Consider the following 21,376-nt stretch of genomic DNA (forward strand, 5'->3'; position numbering starts at 1 on the left):
CGGCAGCCCGGGCCGCGAAAAGGCGAGATGGCGCAAAGATTGCTAGCTCCACCGCTCGCCGTTCCCTCGAACGTGGACCGTGGATTTCGATTTGCGCCAAGACCTGACGAACGATCCCGGCCTGAAGATCGTCATCGTCGATGCCAGCCCATTACGAGCCGCCATCCTCGAAGCGGGACTGCGCGAAGCCGGCTATGTCCACGTCATGCGGCTGGCGGAGCACACCAACCTGCTCGCCCGGCTACATGCCATAGACCCCGACGTGATCCTGATTGATCTCGAAGACCCCAGCCGTGACGTGGTCGAGCAGATGTTCCAGGTCAGCCGCGAAGTGAAGCGGCCGGTCGCCATGTTCGTCGACCAGTCGGATTCCTCCACCATCGAGGCGGCGATCGAGGCCGGGGTGTCCGCCTATATTGTCGACGGGCTGAAGAAGGAGCGCGTGCGGCCGATCGTGGACATGACGATCAGCCGGTTCCGGGCTTTCTCGCGACTGCGCGACGAGCTGGAACAGACCCGCACCGCGCTTGAGGAGCGCAAGACGCTCGATCGGGCCAAGGGCATTCTGATGAAAATGAAGGGTTTCGACGAGGAGGCTGCCTATGCGTTGCTGCGTCGAACCGCGATGAACGAGAAGAAGCGCATGGTTGACATTGCCCAATCCGTCATCACCGCGGCGGACCTGTTCAAATGAGGCCGCATAAAACATGAGACGACTCGCCATCGGCTTCATCCCCCTCACCGACGCCGCCGTGCTGGTCGCCGCCGCCAAGCTCGGCTTCGCCGCCGCCGAGGGGCTGGAACTCGACCTGCACCGCGAGGTGTCCTGGGCCAATATTCGCGACAAGGTCAATGTCGGCCTGCTCGACGGCGCTCACATGCTGGCGCCGCTCGCCATCGCCTCCAGCCTCGGGCTGGGCCATGTCCGCGTGCCGCTGGTGGCTCCCTTCGCGCTGAACCTGAACGGTAGCGCCATCACCCTTGCGCACCCGATCTATGAGGCGATGGAAGCGACGGGCCATAACCTGTCGTCCGGCCTCGGCGTGGCGCAGGCGCTGGGCCAGATGGTGCGTGCGCGGGCCGCGCAGGGGCTGGAGCCGCTCACCTTCTCCACCGTCTACTCCTTCTCCACCCACACCTACATGCTGCGTCATGTGCTGGCGGCGGGCGGGCTCGATCCCGACCGCGACGTGCGGCTTGTGGTGGTGCCGCCCCCCTTCACGGTGGAGAGCCTGCGCAGCGGGCTGATCCACGGCTTTTGCGTCGGCTCGCCCTGGAACGCGGTGGCGGTGGAAGCCGGCGTCGGGCGCATCGCCCTGCTCGGGCCGGAGATCTTTGGCTGGGCGCCGGAAAAGGTGCTGGGCGTCCACGCCCGGTTCGCCGAGGCGGAGCCGGACGTATTGCGCCGTCTGGTGCGGGCGCTGCACGCGGCCGCGCGCTGGAGCGAGACGGCCGCCAACCATGTCGAACTGGCCCAATTGCTGTCGTCCCCGGAGTTTCTGGGACTGCCGGCGGAAACACTCGGCCGCATCCTGCAGGGCCGGCTGGACACGACGCAGGCCGGGCTGCCACGCGAGAACCGCGACTTCCTCGTGCTGCATCGCGACGGTGCCAGTCGGCCCGATGCCCGCCACGCCGCGTGGATCTACGCCCAGATGGTGCGGGCGGGGCAGACCGCTTTTTCGGCCGCCGGCGCCGCGGAGGCCGGGGCGGTCTATCGCGCCGATGTCTATGATGCTGCCCTGGGCACCGCTCCCGTGTCATCCGGGCCGGCCGGAGACCCGGTGAATACCCGGTTCGGCGAGCCCTTCACCCCCGACGACATCGACGATTATCTCCGGCGCGTGAGATCGACATAGACCGCCTGCGCAATTGCGCGCCACATGATGCCTGACTTTGCGCCGCTCTCGCCCCGACGACACCGCGTTGCCAGCCCAGGAACACACGGTGACGCGGCCGCGCAAGTATCTGATGTCACATGACTTCTGAACCGGATTTGGAATAGAGCCAGAGACTGGCACGGGTCTTGTATGGGTAGTCGTGCCGGTCGGCCAACGATGACCCCGGCATTTTCCTTTCGAAGCCCAGCGGTGGGTCTGCAGCAAAGATGCTGATTCCGCGACGGTTCAACCCGTCGGGATCGGCAATTCGATGCGTTTCGTCGCCGCGTTGGCTTCCATGGCACGCGCGGCTTCTCGAAGACTTCCGAGGGCTCAGCCATGACACTCCGTCTTCCGTCCATCCGCCGCCCGTCCGTCCGCCCCGCCGGGGCGGGCAAAGGCATTTCCCGGCGTTCGCTGCTGACATCCTCCGCCGCGACGCTGGCGACCGCCGCACTGTTCGATGCGGTCCGCATGGCCTTCCCCGGCGGCGTCCCGGATGCCCATGCGGCGACGCCGGAGACCACCAGGGCCGTGCTCGGCTACATCGCGCTGATGGATGCGGCGCCGCTGGTCATCGCCAAGGAAAAGGGCCTGTTCGCCAAATATGGCGTGCCCGATGTCGAGGTGAACAAACAGGCCTCCTGGGGCGCGACCCGCGACAACCTCGTGCTCGGCGGCGCCGCCAACGGCATTGATGGCGCTCATATCCTCTCGCCGATGCCCTACCTCATCTCCACCGGCAAGGTGACGCAGAACGGCGTGCCGACCCCGATGTATATCCTGGCGCGGCTCAATCTCGACGCGCAGGGGATTTCGGTCTCCAACGACTACAAGGATCTCAATGTCACCGCCGACGCCTCGGCGCTGAAGGCCGCCTTCGCCGCCAAAAAGGAGGCCGGCAAGGAGGTGAAGGTCGCGATGACCTTCCCCGGTGGCACGCATGATCTGTGGCTGCGCTACTGGCTGGCCGCCGCCGGCATCGACCCCGACAAGGACGTCTCCACCATCGTGGTGCCGCCGCCGCAAATGGTGGCGAACATGAAGGTCGGCAACATGGACGCATTCTGCGTGGGCGAGCCGTGGAACGAGCAGCTCGTCAACCAGGGCATCGGCTTCACCGCCTGCACCACCGGCGAACTCTGGAAGAACCATCCGGAGAAAGCGCTCGGCATGCGCGCCGACTTCGTCGATGCCAATCCCAATGCCACCCGGGCGATCGTGATGGCGGTGATGGAAGCCCAGCAATGGTGCGACCAGATGGCGAACAAGGAAGAGATGTCGGCCATCGTCGGCAAGCGGCAATGGTTCAACGTGCCGGTTGCCGACATCATCGGCCGCACGCGCGGCGACATTAACTACGGCAATGGCCGCGTCGTGAAGGGTTCCGACCAGTATATGCGGTTCTGGGCCGACCACGCCTCCTATCCCTTCAAGAGCCACGACGCCTGGTTCGTCACCGAGGACATACGCTGGGGCAAGTTCGACCCGGCCATCGACGTGAAGGGTCTCGTCGACACGGTGAACCGCGAGGACATCTGGCGCGCCGCCGCCTCGGCGCTGGGGATCACCGACGTCCCGGCGGGTTCGTCGCGCGGCAAGGAGACCTTCTTCGACGGCAAGGTGTTCGATCCCGAGAACCCCACCGCCTACCTCGCCAGCCTCGACATCAAGCGCGTGGCGTGAGCGGCCGCACGCCGCTCCTCCCGATAAAGGACCCCCGCATGTCCGTCTCCGCCCTGAAGACCAAGCCCGCTATCGCTCCCCGGCCGAAGAGCGCCGACGTCGTGACGCTCGCCATGCCGCGCAAGGCCGCAAAGCCGAACCGCCTTCAGACGATGGCGTATGGGTTCGCCGTTTCGGTGGTGCCCCCGACACTCGTGCTGCTGCTGTTGCTGGGCATCTGGGAACTGCTGTGCGCAGGCCCCGGCGCCACGCTGCCACCGCCCTCCACCATCTGGCAGGAATCCTACGATCTCATCGTCAACCCGTTCTTCGTCAACGGCTCGCAGGATATCGGCCTCGGCTGGCGGGTGCTGGTGTCATTGCAGCGCGTGGCGATCGGCTTCGGGCTGGCGGCGGTGGTCGGCATCGCGCTCGGCGTGGTCATCGGCCAGTCCATCTGGGCGATGCGCGGCCTCGACCCGGTGTTCCAGGTGCTGCGCACCGTGCCGCCGCTCGCCTGGCTGCCGATCGCGCTCGCCGCCTTCCGCGACTCGAACCCCTCGGCGATCTTCGTGATCTTCATCACCGCGATATGGCCGGTGATCATCAACACGGCGGTCGGCGTGCGCAACATCCCGCAGGACTACCGCAACGTCGCGCTGGTGCTGCGGCTCAACGCGCTGGAGTTCTTCTGGAAGATCATGCTGCCGGCGGCGGCGCCCTACATCTTCACCGGCCTGCGCATCGGCATCGGCCTGTCCTGGCTCGCCATCGTCGCGGCCGAGATGCTCACCGGCGGCGTCGGCATCGGCTTCTTCATCTGGGACGCGTGGAACTCCTCGCGCCTGTCCGACATCATCGTGGCGCTCGTCTATATCGGCGTGGTCGGGTTCATCCTCGACCGCATCGTGGCCGGCATCGGCGCCTTCGTCACCCGCGGCACGCAGGCCGCGTGACCTTGCCGCCTGAGGAGGCCCCCATGACCGCTTATCTCAAGCTCGACCACATCGACAAATCCTTCGCGCGCGGCGGCAGCACGACCGACGTGCTCCGCGAGGTCTCGCTCGACATCGCCAAGGGCGAGTACATCTCGGTGATCGGCCATTCCGGCTGCGGCAAGTCCACGCTGCTCAACATCGTCGCCGGGCTGACACCGGCCACCCATGGCGGCGTGATCCTTGAGGGAGCCGAGGTCAACAGCCCCGGCCCCGACCGCGCCGTGGTGTTTCAGAACCACTCGCTGCTGCCCTGGCTCAGCGTCTATGACAATGTGCGGCTGGCGGTCGACAAGGTGTTCTCCGGCGTGAAGTCGCGCGCCGAGCGCCATGACTGGTGCCTGCACAATCTCGATCTCGTGCAGATGGGCCATGCCCGGGACAAGCGCCCCTCGGAAATCTCCGGCGGCATGAAGCAGCGCGTCGGCATCGCCCGCGCGCTGGCCATGCAGCCCAAGGTGCTGCTGCTCGACGAGCCCTTCGGGGCGCTGGACGCGCTGACCCGCGCGCATCTGCAGGATTCCGTCATGCAGATCCATGCCAGCCTCGGCAACACCGTGATCATGATCACTCATGACGTCGACGAGGCGGTGCTGCTCTCCGACCGCATCGTGATGATGACCAACGGCCCGGCCGCCCATATCGGTGACGTGCTCGACGTGCCGATGCCCCGGCCGCGCCGCCGGCTGGAACTTGTCACCGACCCGGCCTACCTCAAATGCCGCGAGGCGGTGCTCAAGTTTCTCTATGAGCGCCACCGCTTCGTCGAAGCGGCGTGAGGGCGGCATGAGCGCCCCCCTCATCGTCATCGGCAACGGCATGGCCGCCGCCAAGTTCTGCGAGGAACTGGCGAACCAGGGCCTCGGCCGCTATTCGGTGGCCGTGATCGGCGCCGAGCCTCACCTTGCCTACAACCGCGTGCTGCTCTCCTCGCTGCTGGCCGGCGAGGTCACGGCCGGCGACATCGAATTGCGCAACCGCGACTGGTGGCAGGCGCGCGGCGTCACGCTGATCTACGGGCGCCCCGCCCTCTCCATCGACACCGAACGGAACCGCGTGAACCTTGCGGATGGCTCGTCGCTGGGCTTCTCCAAGCTCGTGCTGGCGACCGGCTCGCACCCGATCCGCCTGCCGATTCCGGGCATGGAGCTTCCCGGTGTCATGACCTTCCGCGAAAGGGCGGATGTTGACGCTCTGCTGGCCGCCGCCAAGCCCGGCACCCGCGCCATCGTCATCGGCGGTGGCCTGCTGGGGCTGGAGGCGGCGACCGGCGTCGCGGCTGCGGGCGCGCGGACCACGGTCATCCATCTGATGGACCGGCTGATGGAACGCCAGCTCGACCCGCGCGCCGGGGCCCTGCTCAAACAGGCCGTCGAGGCGCGCGGCATCGAAGTCCTGCTCGGCGCCTCCACCGCCGCGATCGAGGGTCAGGAGAGCGCCGAGGGCCGGCGTGTCGCGGGCCTGCGCCTCAGCGACGGGCGGCTCCTGCCGGCCGATCTCGTCATCGTCGCCTGCGGCGTGCGGCCCAATGCCGACCTCGCCCGCGCGGCCGGGCTGGACTGCAACCGGGGCGTCATGGTCGATGACGGGCTCGCCACCAGCCACGCCGACATCCACGCCATCGGCGAATGCGCCGAGCATCGCGGACAGGTCTATGGGCTGGTCGAACCCGCCTATGACCATGCCCGCGTGCTCGCCCGCTGCCTCGCCGGGCGAGCCGCCGCTTATGAGGGCAGCATCACCGCCACCAACCTCAAGGTCTCCGGCGTCCATGTGTTCTCGGCCGGCGATTTCACCGGCGGCGCGGGGACGCAGGACATCGTGCTGTCCGATCCCGGCATCGGCCTCTACCGCCGCCTCATCCTGCGCCAGGATGGCCAGGGCACCCGGCTGATCGGCGCTGTGTTGTTCGGCGATACCGCCGACGGCCTGTTCTACCTCGATCTCATCCGATCCGGCCGAGACATAGGCGCCCAGCGCGCCGACCTCGCTTTCGGCCCCACTTTCATGACCGATTTCGACACTGCGGAGGCCGCGTGATGGGCACCGAATTCACCGCCGAGCAGAAGCGTTATCTGGAAGGCTTCGTCTCCGGCCTCGCCGCCACCCGGGCGGCGGGCGGCCTTGCCGGCAGCCCGGCGCCAGCCCCAGGCTCAGCCCTCCCCCCTGCAACGCCTGCGACCGGCCCTGATGCCAGCGCCCACCGGGCCATGGCCCGCGTGGAGGCGGAAGGGCGCAAGCTGGTGGCCGAGGAGAAGGGCAAGCGCGAGGAACTCGGCCTCGATTCCTATGCCCGGATGAAGCAGCACGCCCGCGACGGCGTGTTTCCCAAGGGGCCGGATATTTTCCGGTGGAAGTTCCACGGCCTGTTCTATGTCGCGCCGACGCAGGACAGCTTCATGTGCCGGCTGCGCATTCCCAACGGCATCCTGAAATACTGGCAGTTCGCCGGGGTGGCCGACATCGCGGCCACCCATGCCGGCGGCTACAGCAACGTCACCACCCGCGCCAATCTGCAGCTGCGCGAGATCCCCGCCACCGATGGGCCGATCCTGCTGGAGAGGCTGATCGGGCTCGGCCTCACCTCGCGCGGCGCCGGCGCCGACAATATCCGCAACGTGACCGGCGGGCCGACCGCCGGCATCGACCCGCAGGAACTGCTCGATACCCGCCCCTACGCGCTCGACTGGCACCACCACATCCTCGCCGACCGCTCGCTCTACGGCCTGCCGCGCAAATTCAATGTCGCCTTCGATGGCGGCGGGCGGATCGGCGCGCTGGAGGACACGAATGATATCGGCTTCCAGGCGGTGGAGGTGGCCGACGGCTTCGGCGTGGAGCCCGGCGTGTGGTTCCGCCTGGTGCTGGGGGGCATTACCGGCCATCTCGACCTCGCCCGCGACACCGGCGTCATCGTCCGCCCGCCCGACGCCACGATGCTGGCCGACGCCATCGTGCGGGTCTTCATCGACCATGGCGACCGCACCGACCGCAAAAAGGCACGGCTGAAATATCTGCTCGATGCGTGGGGTTTCGAGAGGTTCCTCGCGGCCACCGAGGAAAAGCTGGGCGCGACGCTCCACCGCGTCCCCGCCCACGCCATCGCCCCGCGTCCGGTGCCGGACCGGCTCGGCCATGTCGGTGTCCACCCGCAGAAGCAGGCGGGGCTGAACTGGGTCGGCGTGGTGCTGCCCGTCGGCAAGATGACCGTGGAGCAGATGCATGGCCTTGCCCGCATCGCCCGCGATCTCGGCGACGGCGATCTGCGCCTCACCGTCTGGCAGAATCTGATCCTTTCGGGCGTCGCCGACGCCAACATCCCCCTCGTCGAAGCGGCGCTGGAAGCGCTCGGCCTCACCTCCAGCGCCACCGCGATCCGCGCCGGGCTGGTGGCCTGCACCGGGGCCGTCGGCTGCAAGTTCGGCAATGCCGACACCAAGGGGACCGCCGAGGCCATTGCCCGCCATTGCGAGGAAAGGATCGCCATCGACCTGCCGGTGAACATCCATGTCACCGGCTGCCATCATTCCTGCGCGCAGCATTATATCGGCGATATAGGGCTGGTCGGCGCCCGCGTGCCGGTGAGCGAGGATGGCGACACGGTGGAGGGCTATCACCTCATCGTCGGTGGTGGCTTCGGCGCCGACGCCGCCATCGGCCGCGAACTCTATCGCGATGTGAAGGCGGTCGACGCGCCGATGGTGGTGGAGGGGCTGCTCAAGGTGTGGATGGCCCGGCGCGCCGCCCCCACCGAGACGCTCGCCCAGTTCACCCGCCGCCATGAGCCGGAGGCGTTGCGCGCCCTGGTCGAGGAGGCCGCGCCATGAACGCGCCGACCCAGATTCCGCCCGTCTTCGCCTTCATCTCCGAGACGGCGCCGTTCAGCGAGGAACAGCGCTCCTGGCTCAATGGCTTCTTCGCCGGCATGCTGGCGCCGCAGGCCGCCCCCACGGCCTTGTCCGTCACCGACACTGCCGCGCTCGCCCCCGCTCCGCTCGACGATGGCGCGCCCTGGCACGACGCCTCGATGCCGCTCGACGAGCGCCTCAAGCTGGCGGAGGGAAAGCCGCTGCCGCGCCGGATGATGGCGGCGATGGCGCAGCAGGATTGCGGCCAGTGCGGCTATCTCTGCGAGACCTACGCCGCGGCCATCGCCGGCGGCAAGGAAGCGCGCCTCAACCTGTGCGCGCCGGGTGGGAAAGAGACGACCCGGACGCTGAAGGCGCTCGCCGCCGAGCTTGACGGCGTCGCGCCGGCGGCGCCGGCGGCAGGCGTGGCGCCAGCCCCGGTCGACGTGCCCGGCTTTTCGCGCGACAACCCGGCGCTGGTGACGCTGACGGCCCGACATCGTCTGAACAAGGACGGGTCGGAGAAGGACACCTGGCATGTCGCGTTCGACCTGGGGCCATCCGGCCTCGACTACGCCGTCGGCGACAGTTTCGGGATCTTCCCCGAGAACGACCAGGGCCTCGTGGCCGCTGTGCTCGACGCGGTGGGCGGCACGCCGCAGGACATGATCGGCGAGCGCCACGCCGCCGACGTGCTGGCGCGCGACATCTGCCTCGGCACCGCGCCGGACAGCCTCTATCAGCTGCTGACCTACCACACCGGCGGCGACATGCGCCGCAAGGCGCGCGCTCTGGCCGCCGGCGAGGATCCGGACGGCGACGCGGCGACCCTCGACGTGCTGGCCGCCATCGAGAAATTCGGCCGCCCCCGCATCGCGCCGGAGGTGCTCATAGAGGCGCTGGAGCCGCTGCAGCCGCGTCTCTACTCGATCTCGTCCAGCCCGAAGGCGACCCCGCGCCAGCTGTCCCTGACCGTCGACACGGTCCGCTACCGCGTCGGCGACCGCACCCGCCTTGGCGTCGGTTCCACCTTTCTAACCGGCCGGCTGGACGGGAACACGCCGATGCGCGCCTATGTCCAGAAGGCGCATGGCTTCGCCCTGCCGGTGGACCCGGCGACGCCCATCATCATGGTCGGCCCCGGCACCGGCATCGCCCCGTTCCGCGCCTTCTTGTGGGAGCGCCTGGCCATGAAGGCGCCGGGCCGCAACTGGCTGTTCTTCGGCCATCATCGCAGCGACTGCGATTTCTTCTACGAGGACGAACTCGCCGGCATGCGCGCCTCCGGCCATCTCTCGCGCCTGACGCTGGCCTGGTCGCGCGATGCGGCCGAGAAGGTCTACGTGCAGGACCGCATGCGCGAAGTCGGCGCCGACCTGTTCAGCTGGCTGGAGGACGGCGCGCATTTCTACATCTGCGGCGACGCCAAACGCATGGCGCGCGATGTCGAGCATGCGCTGGTCGATGTCGTGGCGACCCATGGCAAGCGTGCGTCCACCGACGCGCAAGCCTATGTGACCGCGCTGAAAAAGGCCGGCCGCTATCAGGCGGACGTCTATTGATGAACGCGCCGGTGCCCCCCATCGCCCCTGAGACCGACGCGCCCGTCATGCGCACCACCTGCCCCTATTGCGGCGTCGGGTGCGGCGTGCTCGCGCGCCCGGATGGCGCCGGTGGCACCTCGGTTGCCGGCGACCCCGATCACCCGGCGAATTTCGGCCGGCTCTGCTCGAAAGGCTCGGCACTTGGCGAAACGCTGGGGTTGGCGACGCGGCTTCTGCATCCGATGGCGCGCGGCGGCGATGGCCGGATGGCCCGCGTCGAATGGGACACGGCCATCGGTCAGATCGCGCAGGCCTTCGGGCAAACCATCGAAAGGCACGGGCCCGATGCCGTCGCCTTCTATCTCTCAGGGCAATTGCTGACCGAGGACTATTACGCCGCCAACAAGCTCGCCAAGGGCTTCCTCGGCACCGCGAATGTCGACACCAATTCGCGACTCTGCATGGCCTCTTCCGTTGCCGGCCATCGCCGCGCCTTCGGCTCCGACACCGTGCCCGGCGTCTATGCCGATCTGGACGAGGCCGATCTCGTTGTTCTGGTCGGCTCCAATGCGGCGTGGTGCCATCCCATCCTGTTCCGGCGTCTGGAGGCCGCCCGCGCCGGGCGCGGCACTAAGCTGGTCGTGATCGACCCGCGCCGCACCGCGACAGGTGACGAGGCCGACCTGTTCCTGCCGGTGAACCCGGGCAAGGACACGGTGCTGTTCGCAGGGCTGCTGGCTTGGCTGGCGGACCATGAAGCGCTCGACCACGCCTATATCGACGCCCACACCAGCGGCTTCGCGCAGGCGCTGGCGAGTGCCCGCGCGATGGCGCCCGATATCGAGCAGATCGCGCGCGAGACCGGCATTCCGACGGCGGACCTCGTCGAATTCTACACCTTGTTCACCACGCATGAGCGCGCGGTCACCTGCTACTCGCAGGGGGTGAACCAGTCGGCGCAGGGCACCGACAAGGTGAACGCGATCCTCAATGTTCACCTCGCTACCGGCCGTATCGGCCGCCCCGGCATGGGCCCGTTCTCGCTCACGGGTCAGCCGAACGCGATGGGCGGCCGGGAGGTTGGCGGCCTCGCCAACCAATTGGCGGCGCATATGACTTTTACGCCCGCCGACATTGATCGGGTGCGCCGTTTCTGGCGGGCACCCCGCATGGCGGCACGCGAGGGGCTGAAGGCGGTCGAGATGTTCGAGGCCGTCGCCGCCGGCCGGATCAAGGCCCTCTGGATCATGGGCACCAACCCGGCGGTCAGCCTGCCGCAGGCAGCTTCGGCTGCCCGCGCCCTCGGCTCTCTGGATTTTCTCGTCGTCTCCGAGAACGTCGCCACGAACGACACCGTGTCCTGCCGGCCGCATCTGGTGCTGCCGGCGCTTGCCTGGGGGGAGAAGGACGGCACCGTCACCAATTCCGAGCGGCGGATTTCCCGCCAGCGGGCGTTTCTGCCGGCTCCCGGCGAGGCGCGAGCGGACTGGTGGGCGATGGCACAGGTCGGTCGCCGGCTCGGCTTCGATGAGGCCTTCGCCTGGCGCAGCGCCGCCGATGTCTTTCGCGAACATGCCGCTCTGTCCGGCTTCGAGAACGACGGCAGCCGGGATTTCGACCTTGGTGGCCTCGCCTCTCTCGATGATGCCGCCTTCGACCTTTTGGCGCCGGTGCAGTGGCCGGTGCGGTCCGAAGGCGACACGGCCGACAAGCGCTTCTTTGCCAATGGTCGTTTCTTCACGCCGGATCGCCGGGCGCGTTTTGTTGCGCCGATGGCGGCGCGACTGGCGACCGAGGTCGGCACGGACGTCCCGTTCATCCTCAACACCGGCCGCATTCGCGACCAGTGGCACACCATGACGCGAACCGGGCTCAGCCCCCGGCTTGGCGCGCACCTGCCCGTGCCCTTTGTCGAGATACACCCCTCGGACGCCGCGCAGCTCGGCGCAGAGGACGGCGCGCTGGTAGCGCTGCAATCCGCCCATGGCAGCGCCGTGCTGGAAGCCCGGCTCAGCGCCGGCCAGAAACGCGGCGCCTTGTTTGCACCCATTCACTGGTCCAATGCCACCTCGTCGAACGCGCGGATCAATGACCTCGTTGCGGCGGTCACGGACCCGGTTTCAGGTCAGCCTGAATCGAAGGCGATGCCGGTGCGGGCGGCTGTCCTGCCTGTGAGGTTTCGCGGGTTCATCCTCAGCCGTGCCGCTGTCGCCGACCTGCCGGCGCTTTGGTGGGCGAAAGTCGCGGTGGAAGGCGGGGAAGGCTATCTGATTGCCACCGACCAGGAGCCGGACGAGTGGAGGCATCACGCAGCTGCGATACTGGGGACCCGCGACTATGCCGAATATGTCGACGCCCCCGGGGGCATGTATCGCGCGGCCGCGTTCGATGACGCTGGCGCGCTTGTGGGCGCGGTCTTCCTCTCGCCCGGTGGCGCCCGCGCGTCGTGGGACGGGCTGAAGGCGCGGCTGGCAGCGCGGACGCTCAGTTCAACCGGGCGCCGTCATCTCCTGTCCGGCCGAGGCGACGACCGCGCGGCGGCGTCCGGCCCGCTGGTCTGCGCCTGTTTTGCGGTCTCCACGTCGCAGATCGACGCCGCACTCGCGGCGGAACCGGGCGCCGATGTTCAGCGGCTGGGGCAGATGCTGCGGGCCGGAACAAACTGCGGCTCTTGCGTGCCGGAACTGCGAAAGCTGATCCAACGCCGAGCCCCGGCCGACCTTGCCACTGTCGGGGTGCTCGCGTGATCCCCCGTTCCGCTCACACGCCGTTGGGCGGCTGTGAAAGCTTCGACGGCTTCCATGGCGCGAGGCCAACCGCGCGGCGGTCTTGGGTCGATCACGCCCGAAGGCATAAAAATGCGGCGCCCACAGCTGGGGCCACGGGCGCGGCCGGCGCCGCTATGTGGGTCAACGACCCGAACCGAACGGCGCCGGCGGAAGGGGGTGAGGCGCGCCTTCCGCCGGCGCCAATTATTGTCGCCATCCGGCGCGGCGCGCGCGCAGGACGGCCGAACTGAGAGCCTCACTTCAGCGACAGAGCCAGCCCGCTCAGATCAAGGCTGACGATGACGCCCTTCTGCTCGCCGCTCAGCTCCAGAACGGCGCCGTTCTGGTTGGTCAGGATAACGGCCTGCGCGCCCTTTCCGAAGGCGGCGCCCGCACCGCCCTGGGCATAGACCCCGGAAACGTCAGACGGGCGCTGGATGTTCTTCACCGTTCCATGCAGCCGGGTCTCGGAAGCGCCGAAGGTGAAGCCATAGCTCAGTCCTCCGACCGAGAGCGGATATTTGCGGCCCTGAAAGGTCAGCACGCCGTCACCGGCGGACCCGCCGACCACGAAACCGGCCTTCACGATACGGATGGTGATGGTGCCATCGGCCGCGCTCGCCATAGACGCGGCGCCGATGAGCGCGACCAATGCGAGGAGCCCGACCCTTAGTGCCGACAGGACTTTCATCGACGATACCTTCCAAACGAGAGCGATGTGCGATGCGCGATGTTGCCCATCGTGGGACAACGCTCACTTTGGCGTTTCGTTGCGCGACAATCAACCGGGACGCCGTGTGCGCCTCCGTCGAGCCACGGCTCGGGGACCATTGCCCGTCGGCTCACGGCCATGCCGGCCGCACGCGCCCTCAGCCGGCGAAGCGGGCGATCGCGGCGGCCAGCGCGTCCATGTCGCGCTCGCGCAGGGCGAACAGCCAATAGGGCAGCGCGATGGCGAGGCTGCCGATCCGCTCCACCCTCCCCGCGTCCAGATGGGCCCGCGCCGCCCGCTCGGGCAGCACGGCGAGGTGGCGCCCGGCCCCAAGCAGCGAGAGCACCGCCATGCTGGAGGCAAGCCGCAGCTTCGGGTCGAGAAGCCGGCCGGGGTCCAGCCGCTGCGCCGTCAGCCCGGCGGTGATCGTCGGCGTCAGGTCGCTCTGTTCCCACACCAGCGGGGCGTGATCGGCCAGCTCGCGCCAGCCGGCCTCCGCCGGCAGGCGACGGGCGAGGGTCGGGTGGGCGCAGACGATCAGCGTATCGGCGAAGACGCGGGCGAGGCGGAACTGCGGGTGGCTCGGCATGACATTGGTGATGCCGACATCGGCGCTGCCGCGCATCACCAGCGCGGTGACATCGTCGACCCCGGCGCGCAGCAGCCGCAGGGCGGGAAAATCCTCGCCGCCGGCGGCCGTCATCTCCGGCATCCAGTGGTCATAGGCATGGCCGGTGCAGGCGGCGATGGCGAAGGCGTCGAGCGGGCGCCGGCTCTCGATGCGCAATATGGTGAGGTCCACATCGCGCAGGATACGCTCGGCCTCGCTCAGCAGCACCTGCCCCGCCTCGGTGAGTGCCAGCCGCCGCCCCGTCCGGTCGAACAGGGCGACCTCGTGCTTCTCCTCCAGCTTCTTGATGCAGACGCTGACCGCCGACTGGGTGATGCCGAGCCGCTGGGCGGCATGGGTGAAGCTGCCGTAATGCGCCGCCTCAAGAAAGATCTTCATCTGCTCGAAGGTCACGGCAGGTCTCCGATTACGCCAGGTCTCCGGTCACGCAAATCTCCGGTCACGCCAAATCTCGAGTCGCGCCCGTCTCCCTCGCCGGCTGCGCTGTGCCGGGCCGCCCCCGGGGAATGGCGGCCGCGTTCGAATTCGGCCCACACCGGCGATGCCGGTGCTGCCAAATCGATCAGCCCGGTGCGGCACGATGAGCCCGGCTCATCTTCCGCAACAGGAACGATGATGTCGACGCCGAACCATTAATAATATTCCGCGCGCATGAACTGAATATATGAGCTTGCCTATTCTGCATCTAACATAATCATTTTACTGACTATTATCGCCCATATCAGCCTAAATTGACGGCATTTCATTATTTCTGCACCCGCCTCGCTCTGTTGGCGCGCGGCTTGCCATTCCAGGGACACAGCGCTGCAGCGGCGGGGAGAGCGGGCGGACGAGGGTCGCCGTCCCACCGCGCCGGGCGCTCACGTCGCAGGGTGAACGGGTGAGTGGACACATGGAAATCGGCATCTGGCTTCCGGTCTATGGCGGATGGCTGCGCTCGCGGGATGCGCCCACCGGGCCGGACGTGGCCGCCTGCCTCGCCATCGCGCAGCAGGCCGAGGCGCTGGGCTTCGATTTTCTCTACGCCTCGGAGAACCTGCTCAACTGCATCCACGGCCCGCGCGAAAGCGTCGCCGATGCCTGGACGATCCTCGCCGCCATCGCCGCCGTCACCAACAAGGTCGGCCTGTGCGGCGCGGTGAAGCCGGGCTTCCGCTCGCCCTTCCTCGTCGCGCGCATGCTCGACACCCTCACCCGCATCTCCGAGCGGCGGCTCGGCATGAACATCGTCTGCGGCTGGTGGCGCGAGGAGTTCGATCTCTCCGGCGTCGACTGGCTCGACCATGATGGCCGCTACGACCGGGCGGCCGAGTTCCTGCGCTCGCTGCACGGGCTGTTCAACCCGCCCGCCGAGGCCAACGCCGCCGGCGGCACGGAGGAAGCCGGGATCGGCGAGCCGCCCAATTATGGGCTCGACCCCGCCGCCCTGCCGGAAGTGTGGATCGCCGGCCATTCCGATCGCGCCATCCGCATGGCGGCGGAGTGGGGGCACTGCCTGTTTCTCAACGGCATGGCTGACGACGACCTCAAGCGGCACATCGACAATGCCCGCCAGGAGGCCAATCGCTGGGGGCGCGAGCTGCTGATCGCCGCCAATGCCTATGTCATCGCCACCGACACGACGGAACAGGCGCGGCAGCGGTGGAAATCGGTGGTCGCGCGCCGGAACCCCGACACCATCGCCTTCTTCCGCGAGGTGATCGGCGCCTCGGGCGCGGCCGCCTGGGCCGCGCTCAGCGAGGACCAGATGGTCGATTCCAATGCCGGCTTCGAACTCGGGCTGATCGGCTCGTTCGAGGACATCCGCCAGCGCATTCCCCGGCTGGAGGCGCTCGGGGTCAACCGCATCGTCTGCCAGTTCGATGACCCGATGCGCGATGCCGGGCCGTTCATGAAGCACGTCATTCGCCCGCTTCGGACCTCACGGCCGCTTGAAATCGCCCTGAAATAAGGTTTTATATAAAATCTATAGATAATACATACAACCAGATGAGGCCGCCCGTGTTCCTTGCTTCAGCCCGCCCACGCGTTGCCGCCCGATCGGGCCTCGCCTGCCCCTGCGGCGCGCCGGTGCCGCTGCGTGCCCGGGGGAGTGGGCGATGACGGAACATCCCCACGACATCACCCGGGGCTTCAAGGATGTCTTCAGCCGGCTCGCTTCCGGCGTGTGCGTCGTCTCGTTCTGGCGCGGCGACAGCATTCACGGCTTCACCGCGACCTCCGTGACCTCGGTGTCGCTCGCGCCGCTGCGGGTGCTGTTCTGCCTGTCGCGCGGCAGCGACAGCCATGCCTGCCTGCGGCCGGGGCTGCCGGTCGGCATCTCGGTGCTCCATGCCGAGCAGCAGATCCTGTCCGAACGCTTCGCCCGCCGCGTCGGCGAGGGCGAGGGCTATGGCGATGTGCCCCTGTCCCCGGCCATCCGCCACGCCCCGGTGCTCGATGGCGCCATCGGCCAGATCGCGGCGCGCGTGGCGCAGATCATCCCCTCGGGCGACCACTCCATCGTGCTGTGCGACGTCACTGACGCCCAGGCATCCAGCGATGGCGAACCGCTTCTCTACTGCAAGAGAAACTACCACCGCCTTCACCACAGCCTCTAAACCTGCGGAGAATATCGCAATGGACAAATCACTATTTGCGTCTATGCCGAGTCTCACGCCGACGCTCGGCTTCGCCTCGATGATCGGGCTGGGGCTGTTCTCGCTGGCGCTTTCCTATGCCGTGAAACTGCTGCTCGTGCGCAACACGCACGACTTCATCATCGCCGACCGGCGCGTCGGCTTCGGCTTCGGCGTCGCCTCCGTCATCTCGGTCTGGACCTGGGCCATGGCGGTGATGATGAGCTCGGCCATGACCTTCCAGTGGGGCCTGTCAGGGCTGTTCTGGTTCGTGGTGCCGAACGGCCTCGCTGTCATGGCGATGATCCCGTTCGCGCGGGTGCTGCGCAAGAACATGCCCGAGGGCTACACCATCTCGGAGTTCATCCAGTACCGCTTCTCCAAGTCCAAGGTGGCCACCGGCATTGTCACCCTGACGATGATCTTCGGCATTGTGCTTGAGATCCTGATCAACCTGAAGGGCACCTCGCTGGTCGTCTCCACCGTGTTCGGCATCGACTGGCGGGTGGCGACCGTGGTCGGCATCGTCTGCGTGCTCACCTATTCCTATTTCGGCGGGCTGTGGACCAGCGTGATGACCGGCACGCTCAACACGCTGATGATCACCGTGCCGGCGGCGATCGTCGTCGCGGCGGTGTTCGCCACCATTCCGGGCGGGGCCGATGCGGTATTCGGCGCGGTGAACACCGCCGGGCCGGAATATCTCTCGGTGCTGCGCCCCGAGGCGGCGGCGGGCTTCGGCATCACCCTCGCCTTCGGCCTGCTGGCGGCCACCGTCTCCGACCAGACCTTCTGGCAGAAGGTGTGGGCGATCAAGAGCCGCGATGTCGGCCGCACCTTCCTCTGGGCCGGCGCGCTGTTCTACCCGATCCCGATCTGCCTCGGCATGCTCGGCCTCGTCGGCATCGCCTATGGCCTGACGCCGGCCGATTTTGGCGGCGATATCGCGGCGGTGGGACCGTACATCGTCTCCCATATCGGGCTGCCGCTCACCCTTGTCCTGCTCTATGTGCTGGTCATTCTCGCCGCCTGCTACTCCACCATTGACGGCGCCTCCTCGGCCCTGTCGTCGATCGTCGCGGTGGACATCGTGAAACGCTATTTCCCCAGCGTCTCCGAGCGCCTGCTGTTCCCGATCACCAAGATCTCCGTGCTGCTGGGCGGCCTTGTCGCCACCATCATCGTGCTGTCGGGCGTCGACTTCACCACGCTGGTGCTGACCACCTACGCCCTCAAGACCTCGATACTGCTGCCGCTCGTCTTCGCCATTCTCTGGCCGCGGACCAACACGCTCGGCTTTGTCGGCGGCATCGTCGCCTCCATCGCCATCGGCATGCCGATCTATGAATGGGTCGGCGAACTGGCGGGCACGCTCTCCATCGTCGCCATTGGCGGGCTCACCGTGGTCGTGTTCGGCATTCTGGGCGGCAAGGATTTCGACGTCACCAGCCTGCGCCGCGTGCGCGACGAGATCGCCAGCCCGGTTCCCGGCGCCGAGTGAGACCGGCCGCGCCGCCGCGCCGCACCCGCAGCGCGGCGGCTGTCCCCCAACCTTAGGAAGGATCGAACATGTACACGCTCATTGTCGTCCTCGGTATCGCGGCGGCTCTCCTGTTCCTCGCCGGCTTCTCGCGCGGCGTGCGCAACGCGGTTGTTGAGTACAGGCGCGGCACGCCCGAGCCGACCGAGGTCCCGGCCTACAACTATGTCGGCATGGCCGCCGTCTCGGTGGTGCTGTCAGCGACCTTCATCGCGCTGGCCGGCGTCGCCCCGATGTGGATCTACGCCGGGCCGCTGCTGGTGCTCGGCACCGCCGCCGGCATCGGGATTGCCTTCTTCGTCGAGCGCCCGAGCGTCTGACGCCGGGCACCCGCCCCTCCGACACGTACGCATGGCCGTTCAGCAACGGCCATGCCCGTTCATGACCTTAAAGGCGCGAGGCCCGACCATGACGACAGCGACCAAGAAGCACGCCCATCTTCTCGGCTTCATCCAGCACGGCGTGAACAGCCACGCCACCGGCATGTGGCGGCACGCGCGCGACAAGGTCGAGTGGAACTTCGCGCGCCCGGAATACTGGCAGCACATGGCGCGAACCATGGAACGCGGCCTGTTCGACGCCATGTTCATCGCCGACGAGCTGGCGCCCTACAACACCCATGAGGACAGCTCCGACGCCATCGTGAAATGGGCGGTGCAGTGCCCGACCCACGAGCCCTCGACCATCGTGCCGATCATCACCGGGGCGACAAAGCACCTCGGCGTCGGCGTGACGCTGTCGACCGCCTTCGAGCACCCCTATTCCATGTGCCGGCGCCTCTCCAGCCTCGATCACCTCTCCTCCGGCCGGGTGGCGTGGAACATCGTCTCCTCCTATTCCAAGAGCGAGTGGGACGCCTATGGACAGAAGATGACCGACCGCAGCGGGCGCTATGAGCGGCTCGAGGAGTATATGGAGCTTTGCTACAAGCTCTGGGACTCCTGGGAGCCCGGCGCCATCATCGCCGACAAGGCGAGCGGCATCTATGCCGACCCGGAAAAGGTCAAGGTGGTCTCCCACGAGGGCAAATACTACAAGTGCAATGGCCGCCATTTCTGCGCCCCCTCGCCGCAGGGCCGGCCGGTGCTGTGGCAGGCCGGCTCCTCCGGCCAGGGCCGCGACTTCGCCGCCAAGCATGCCGAGGCGATCTTCGCCGTGCATCCCACTGTCGAGCGGATGAAGGGCTATGCCAGCGATCTCAATGAGCGCCTGTCCGGCACCTATAACCGGGCGCCCGGCTCGGTGAAGCTGATCTACGGCCTGCAGACCGTCGTGGCGGAAACCCGCAGCGAGGCGCAGGAAAAGTACGAGCGCATCCGCGCCTGCATCCCGCCCGAGGGCGCGCTGGCCTGGATGTCCGGCCATTTCGGCCTCGACTTCTCCAAATTCGAGCCCGACGCCATCGTGCAGAACATCGAGGTGCCCGGCATTCAGGGCCTGTTCGATTCGATCATCTACGCCAAGGGCGGCGCGCCGGTCACGGTGAAGGAGGCGGCGATGATCTATGCGCAAGGCATGGGCATGCCGGTTGCCATAGGCACGGCGGCCGACATTGCCGACCAGATCGAGCACTATATGGACGAGGGCGGCGCCGACGGCTTCATGCTGGCCGCGACCTACACGCCGGGCTGCTTCGAGGAGTTCGTCGATCTCGTCGTGCCGGAACTGCAGCGGCGCGGCCGGCTGCGCACCCGCTATCAGGGCACGACGCTGCGCGAGAACCTGCTCGAACACTAAAGGCCGGAGAAGCCAGACCTCACCGCAGCAGCAGCAGCGACGCCCCCGCCGCCAGCAGGGCGAGGGCGCTCGCGCCGGCAAGGGCGAGCGCGAAGCCCCGCGCGCCCAGCAGGCCGGCATAGGCCGCCTTGGCCAGCATGTTGGCGAGCACGGCAAGGCCCAGCGCCCGCGCCGCCACGGCGGGGTCGAGCGTCGGCAGCATGCCGGCCACCGTCACCGTCACCGCGTCGACATCGGCCAGCCCGGCCAGCGCCGAGGCGGCATACAGCCCGCCATCGCCCCAGAGCTGGCTCGCCACCCGCGCGGCAAAGGCCACGCCGACCAGCAGCAGCGCCATCTTGAACACCGAGGCGAGGTCGAACGGGTTCTTCGGCTCGGGGCTACCCGGTTCAAGGCTGGCCGATTCGGCGTTCGCCCCTTCTTGCCCCGTCGCCTCCCGCTCGGCCGGCGGCGCGGTGGCGCTGGCGCGCGCCAGCAGCAGCGCCCCGGCGAACATCGTCGCCGCGCCGGCCGCCAGCGGCAGCAGCAACCGGTCCGCCAGCGAGGGCAGCACGGCCGACACCAGAAATCCGGTCCGCAGCAGTGACATGCCGCCGGCGCTGACCGCCCCGGCCGCCAGCGCCCGCACGGCCGGGCTCTGCCGCGAGCGGCGGGCATTGGCGATGGTGGTGGCGGTCGACGAGATCAGCCCGCCAATGGTGCCGGCCACCAGCTCGCCGCGCGTCGCCCCCAGCAGCCGCACGGCGATGTAGCCGCAGAAGGAAATCGCCGCCAGCACGATGGCCATGATCAGGATCTTCGCCGGCGACACGCCGCCGAACGGCCCGACCGGCTCGGCGGGCACGATCGGGCGCAGCACGAAGGCGAGCGTCAGCAGGATGAGGGCGGAGCGCAGCTCCACCCAGCGCAGCCGCTTGATCGCCCGATGCAGAAATTCCCGGCTGGCGAGGATCACCGCCAGCACCACCCCGCCGGCCGAGGCGAGCATCGTGTCGCCGATCAGCGCCAGCGCCCCCAGCGCGAAGGTCAGCATCGCCGCCACCACCGCCGTGGCGCTAAAACGGTGCTCGGCGACGCCCTCGCGGTACTGGAACAGCGCGAACACCGCCGTCAGCGTGACCAGAAACCCGACGAGCACGAGGCCCGGCAGCGCGCCGGCCGCCCCGAGCAGCCGCTCCAGCAGCCCGGCAAGGCCGCCCAGCATGCCGATCAAGGTATAGGTGCGGATGCCGGCGGTGCGGGAGCCCTCGTCCTCGTCGCGCTCGCGCCAGTGGCGTTCTACTCCCACGAGCGCGCCGATAGCGATCGCCAGGGCCATGCGCTGCAGGATTTCCATCTGGTCCACGGCACGGCCTCGCCCGATTCCGGCCCTGCGGCCGCCCACCGGACTATCCGCCCGGGGCAGGCCCGGCGGCAAGGGGAAGCACGAGGCACACAA

General features: G+C 68.1%; 17 protein-coding genes. 14 read left to right on the top strand and 3 right to left on the bottom strand.

Annotated features, from left to right (window positions below; all coding sequences use genetic code 11):
• Positions 1 to 103 precede the first annotated feature (103 nt).
• The 9 genes from BLO63_RS06555 to BLO63_RS06595 all read left to right on the top strand — a co-directional run bounded on the left by BLO63_RS06555 (position 104) and on the right by BLO63_RS06595 (position 12,679).
• Positions 104 to 694, top strand: a complete 591-nt coding sequence (locus BLO63_RS06555; protein WP_091438786.1) for an ANTAR domain-containing response regulator — start codon at positions 104 to 106, stop codon at positions 692 to 694.
• Between the two features lie 13 nt (positions 695 to 707).
• The gene (locus tag BLO63_RS06560) at positions 708 to 1,859 is read left to right on the top strand and encodes a CmpA/NrtA family ABC transporter substrate-binding protein (RefSeq protein ID WP_091437968.1); all 1,152 of its coding nucleotides are present in this window, start codon (positions 708 to 710) and stop codon (positions 1,857 to 1,859) included.
• A 360-nt stretch (positions 1,860 to 2,219) separates the two neighbouring features.
• Entirely contained in the window at positions 2,220 to 3,566 is a 1,347-nt protein-coding gene (locus tag BLO63_RS06565; protein ID WP_091437971.1) for a CmpA/NrtA family ABC transporter substrate-binding protein, read from the top strand.
• Between the two features lie 38 nt (positions 3,567 to 3,604).
• Positions 3,605 to 4,501, top strand: a complete 897-nt coding sequence (gene ntrB / locus BLO63_RS06570) for a nitrate ABC transporter permease (RefSeq protein WP_091437973.1) — start codon at positions 3,605 to 3,607, stop codon at positions 4,499 to 4,501.
• 23 nt (positions 4,502 to 4,524) lie between these two features.
• Positions 4,525 to 5,319 (top strand): ABC transporter ATP-binding protein, encoded by a 795-nt coding sequence (locus BLO63_RS06575; RefSeq protein ID WP_091437976.1) that lies wholly within the window; start codon positions 4,525 to 4,527, stop codon positions 5,317 to 5,319.
• A 7-nt stretch (positions 5,320 to 5,326) separates the two neighbouring features.
• Positions 5,327 to 6,580, top strand: coding sequence for an NAD(P)/FAD-dependent oxidoreductase (locus BLO63_RS06580; RefSeq protein WP_091437979.1), 1,254 nt, complete (start codon positions 5,327 to 5,329; stop codon positions 6,578 to 6,580).
• Complete coding sequence (locus BLO63_RS06585) at positions 6,580 to 8,367, top strand: NirA family protein (protein ID WP_091437982.1); 1,788 nt, start codon at positions 6,580 to 6,582, stop codon at positions 8,365 to 8,367. Before BLO63_RS06580 ends, BLO63_RS06585 begins: the two co-directional genes overlap by 1 nt.
• Positions 8,364 to 9,950, top strand: coding sequence for a sulfite reductase subunit alpha (locus BLO63_RS06590; protein ID WP_091437986.1), 1,587 nt, complete (start codon positions 8,364 to 8,366; stop codon positions 9,948 to 9,950). Before BLO63_RS06585 ends, BLO63_RS06590 begins: the two co-directional genes overlap by 4 nt.
• Positions 9,950 to 12,679 carry a nitrate reductase gene (locus BLO63_RS06595; RefSeq protein WP_091437989.1) on the top strand — a complete coding sequence of 910 codons (2,730 nt, stop codon included), beginning with the start codon at positions 9,950 to 9,952 and terminating at the stop codon, positions 12,677 to 12,679. The genes BLO63_RS06590 and BLO63_RS06595 overlap by 1 nt, the downstream gene beginning before the upstream one ends.
• Positions 12,680 to 12,956: 277 nt before the next feature.
• Here the strand turns inward: BLO63_RS06595 and BLO63_RS06600 are convergent, their stop codons facing one another.
• The gene (locus BLO63_RS06600) at positions 12,957 to 13,391 is read right to left on the bottom strand and encodes a lipid-binding SYLF domain-containing protein (protein ID WP_091437994.1); all 435 of its coding nucleotides are present in this window, start codon (positions 13,389 to 13,391) and stop codon (positions 12,957 to 12,959) included.
• 178 nt (positions 13,392 to 13,569) lie between these two features.
• Positions 13,570 to 14,436: a LysR family transcriptional regulator gene (locus BLO63_RS06605; RefSeq protein WP_091437997.1), complete on the bottom strand. Its 867-nt coding sequence runs from the start codon at positions 14,434 to 14,436 to the stop codon at positions 13,570 to 13,572.
• A gap of 499 nt (positions 14,437 to 14,935) precedes the next feature.
• Here BLO63_RS06605 and BLO63_RS06610 point away from each other — a divergent pair, with 499 nt between their 5' ends.
• The 5 genes from BLO63_RS06610 (at position 14,936) to BLO63_RS06630 (ending at position 19,938) form a co-directional block, all read left to right on the top strand.
• Positions 14,936 to 15,994 (top strand): LLM class flavin-dependent oxidoreductase, encoded by a 1,059-nt coding sequence (locus BLO63_RS06610; RefSeq protein ID WP_091438000.1) that lies wholly within the window; start codon positions 14,936 to 14,938, stop codon positions 15,992 to 15,994.
• 148 nt (positions 15,995 to 16,142) lie between these two features.
• Positions 16,143 to 16,643 carry a flavin reductase family protein gene (locus tag BLO63_RS06615; RefSeq protein WP_091438004.1) on the top strand — a complete coding sequence of 167 codons (501 nt, stop codon included), beginning with the start codon at positions 16,143 to 16,145 and terminating at the stop codon, positions 16,641 to 16,643.
• A 43-nt stretch (positions 16,644 to 16,686) separates the two neighbouring features.
• Positions 16,687 to 18,162 (top strand): sodium:solute symporter family transporter, encoded by a 1,476-nt coding sequence (locus tag BLO63_RS06620; protein WP_091438007.1) that lies wholly within the window; start codon positions 16,687 to 16,689, stop codon positions 18,160 to 18,162.
• A gap of 68 nt (positions 18,163 to 18,230) precedes the next feature.
• Positions 18,231 to 18,521: a hypothetical protein gene (locus tag BLO63_RS06625; RefSeq protein ID WP_091438008.1), complete on the top strand. Its 291-nt coding sequence runs from the start codon at positions 18,231 to 18,233 to the stop codon at positions 18,519 to 18,521.
• A gap of 88 nt (positions 18,522 to 18,609) precedes the next feature.
• Complete coding sequence (locus BLO63_RS06630; RefSeq protein ID WP_091438010.1) at positions 18,610 to 19,938, top strand: LLM class flavin-dependent oxidoreductase; 1,329 nt, start codon at positions 18,610 to 18,612, stop codon at positions 19,936 to 19,938.
• Between the two features lie 19 nt (positions 19,939 to 19,957).
• Here the strand turns inward: BLO63_RS06630 and BLO63_RS06635 are convergent, their stop codons facing one another.
• Entirely contained in the window at positions 19,958 to 21,283 is a 1,326-nt protein-coding gene (locus tag BLO63_RS06635; protein WP_091438011.1) for an MgtC/SapB family protein, read from the bottom strand.
• Positions 21,284 to 21,376: the final 93 nt, after the last annotated feature.

The organism is Ancylobacter rudongensis, assembly GCF_900100155.1.
GTDB classification, from domain to species: domain Bacteria; phylum Pseudomonadota; class Alphaproteobacteria; order Rhizobiales; family Xanthobacteraceae; genus Ancylobacter; species Ancylobacter rudongensis.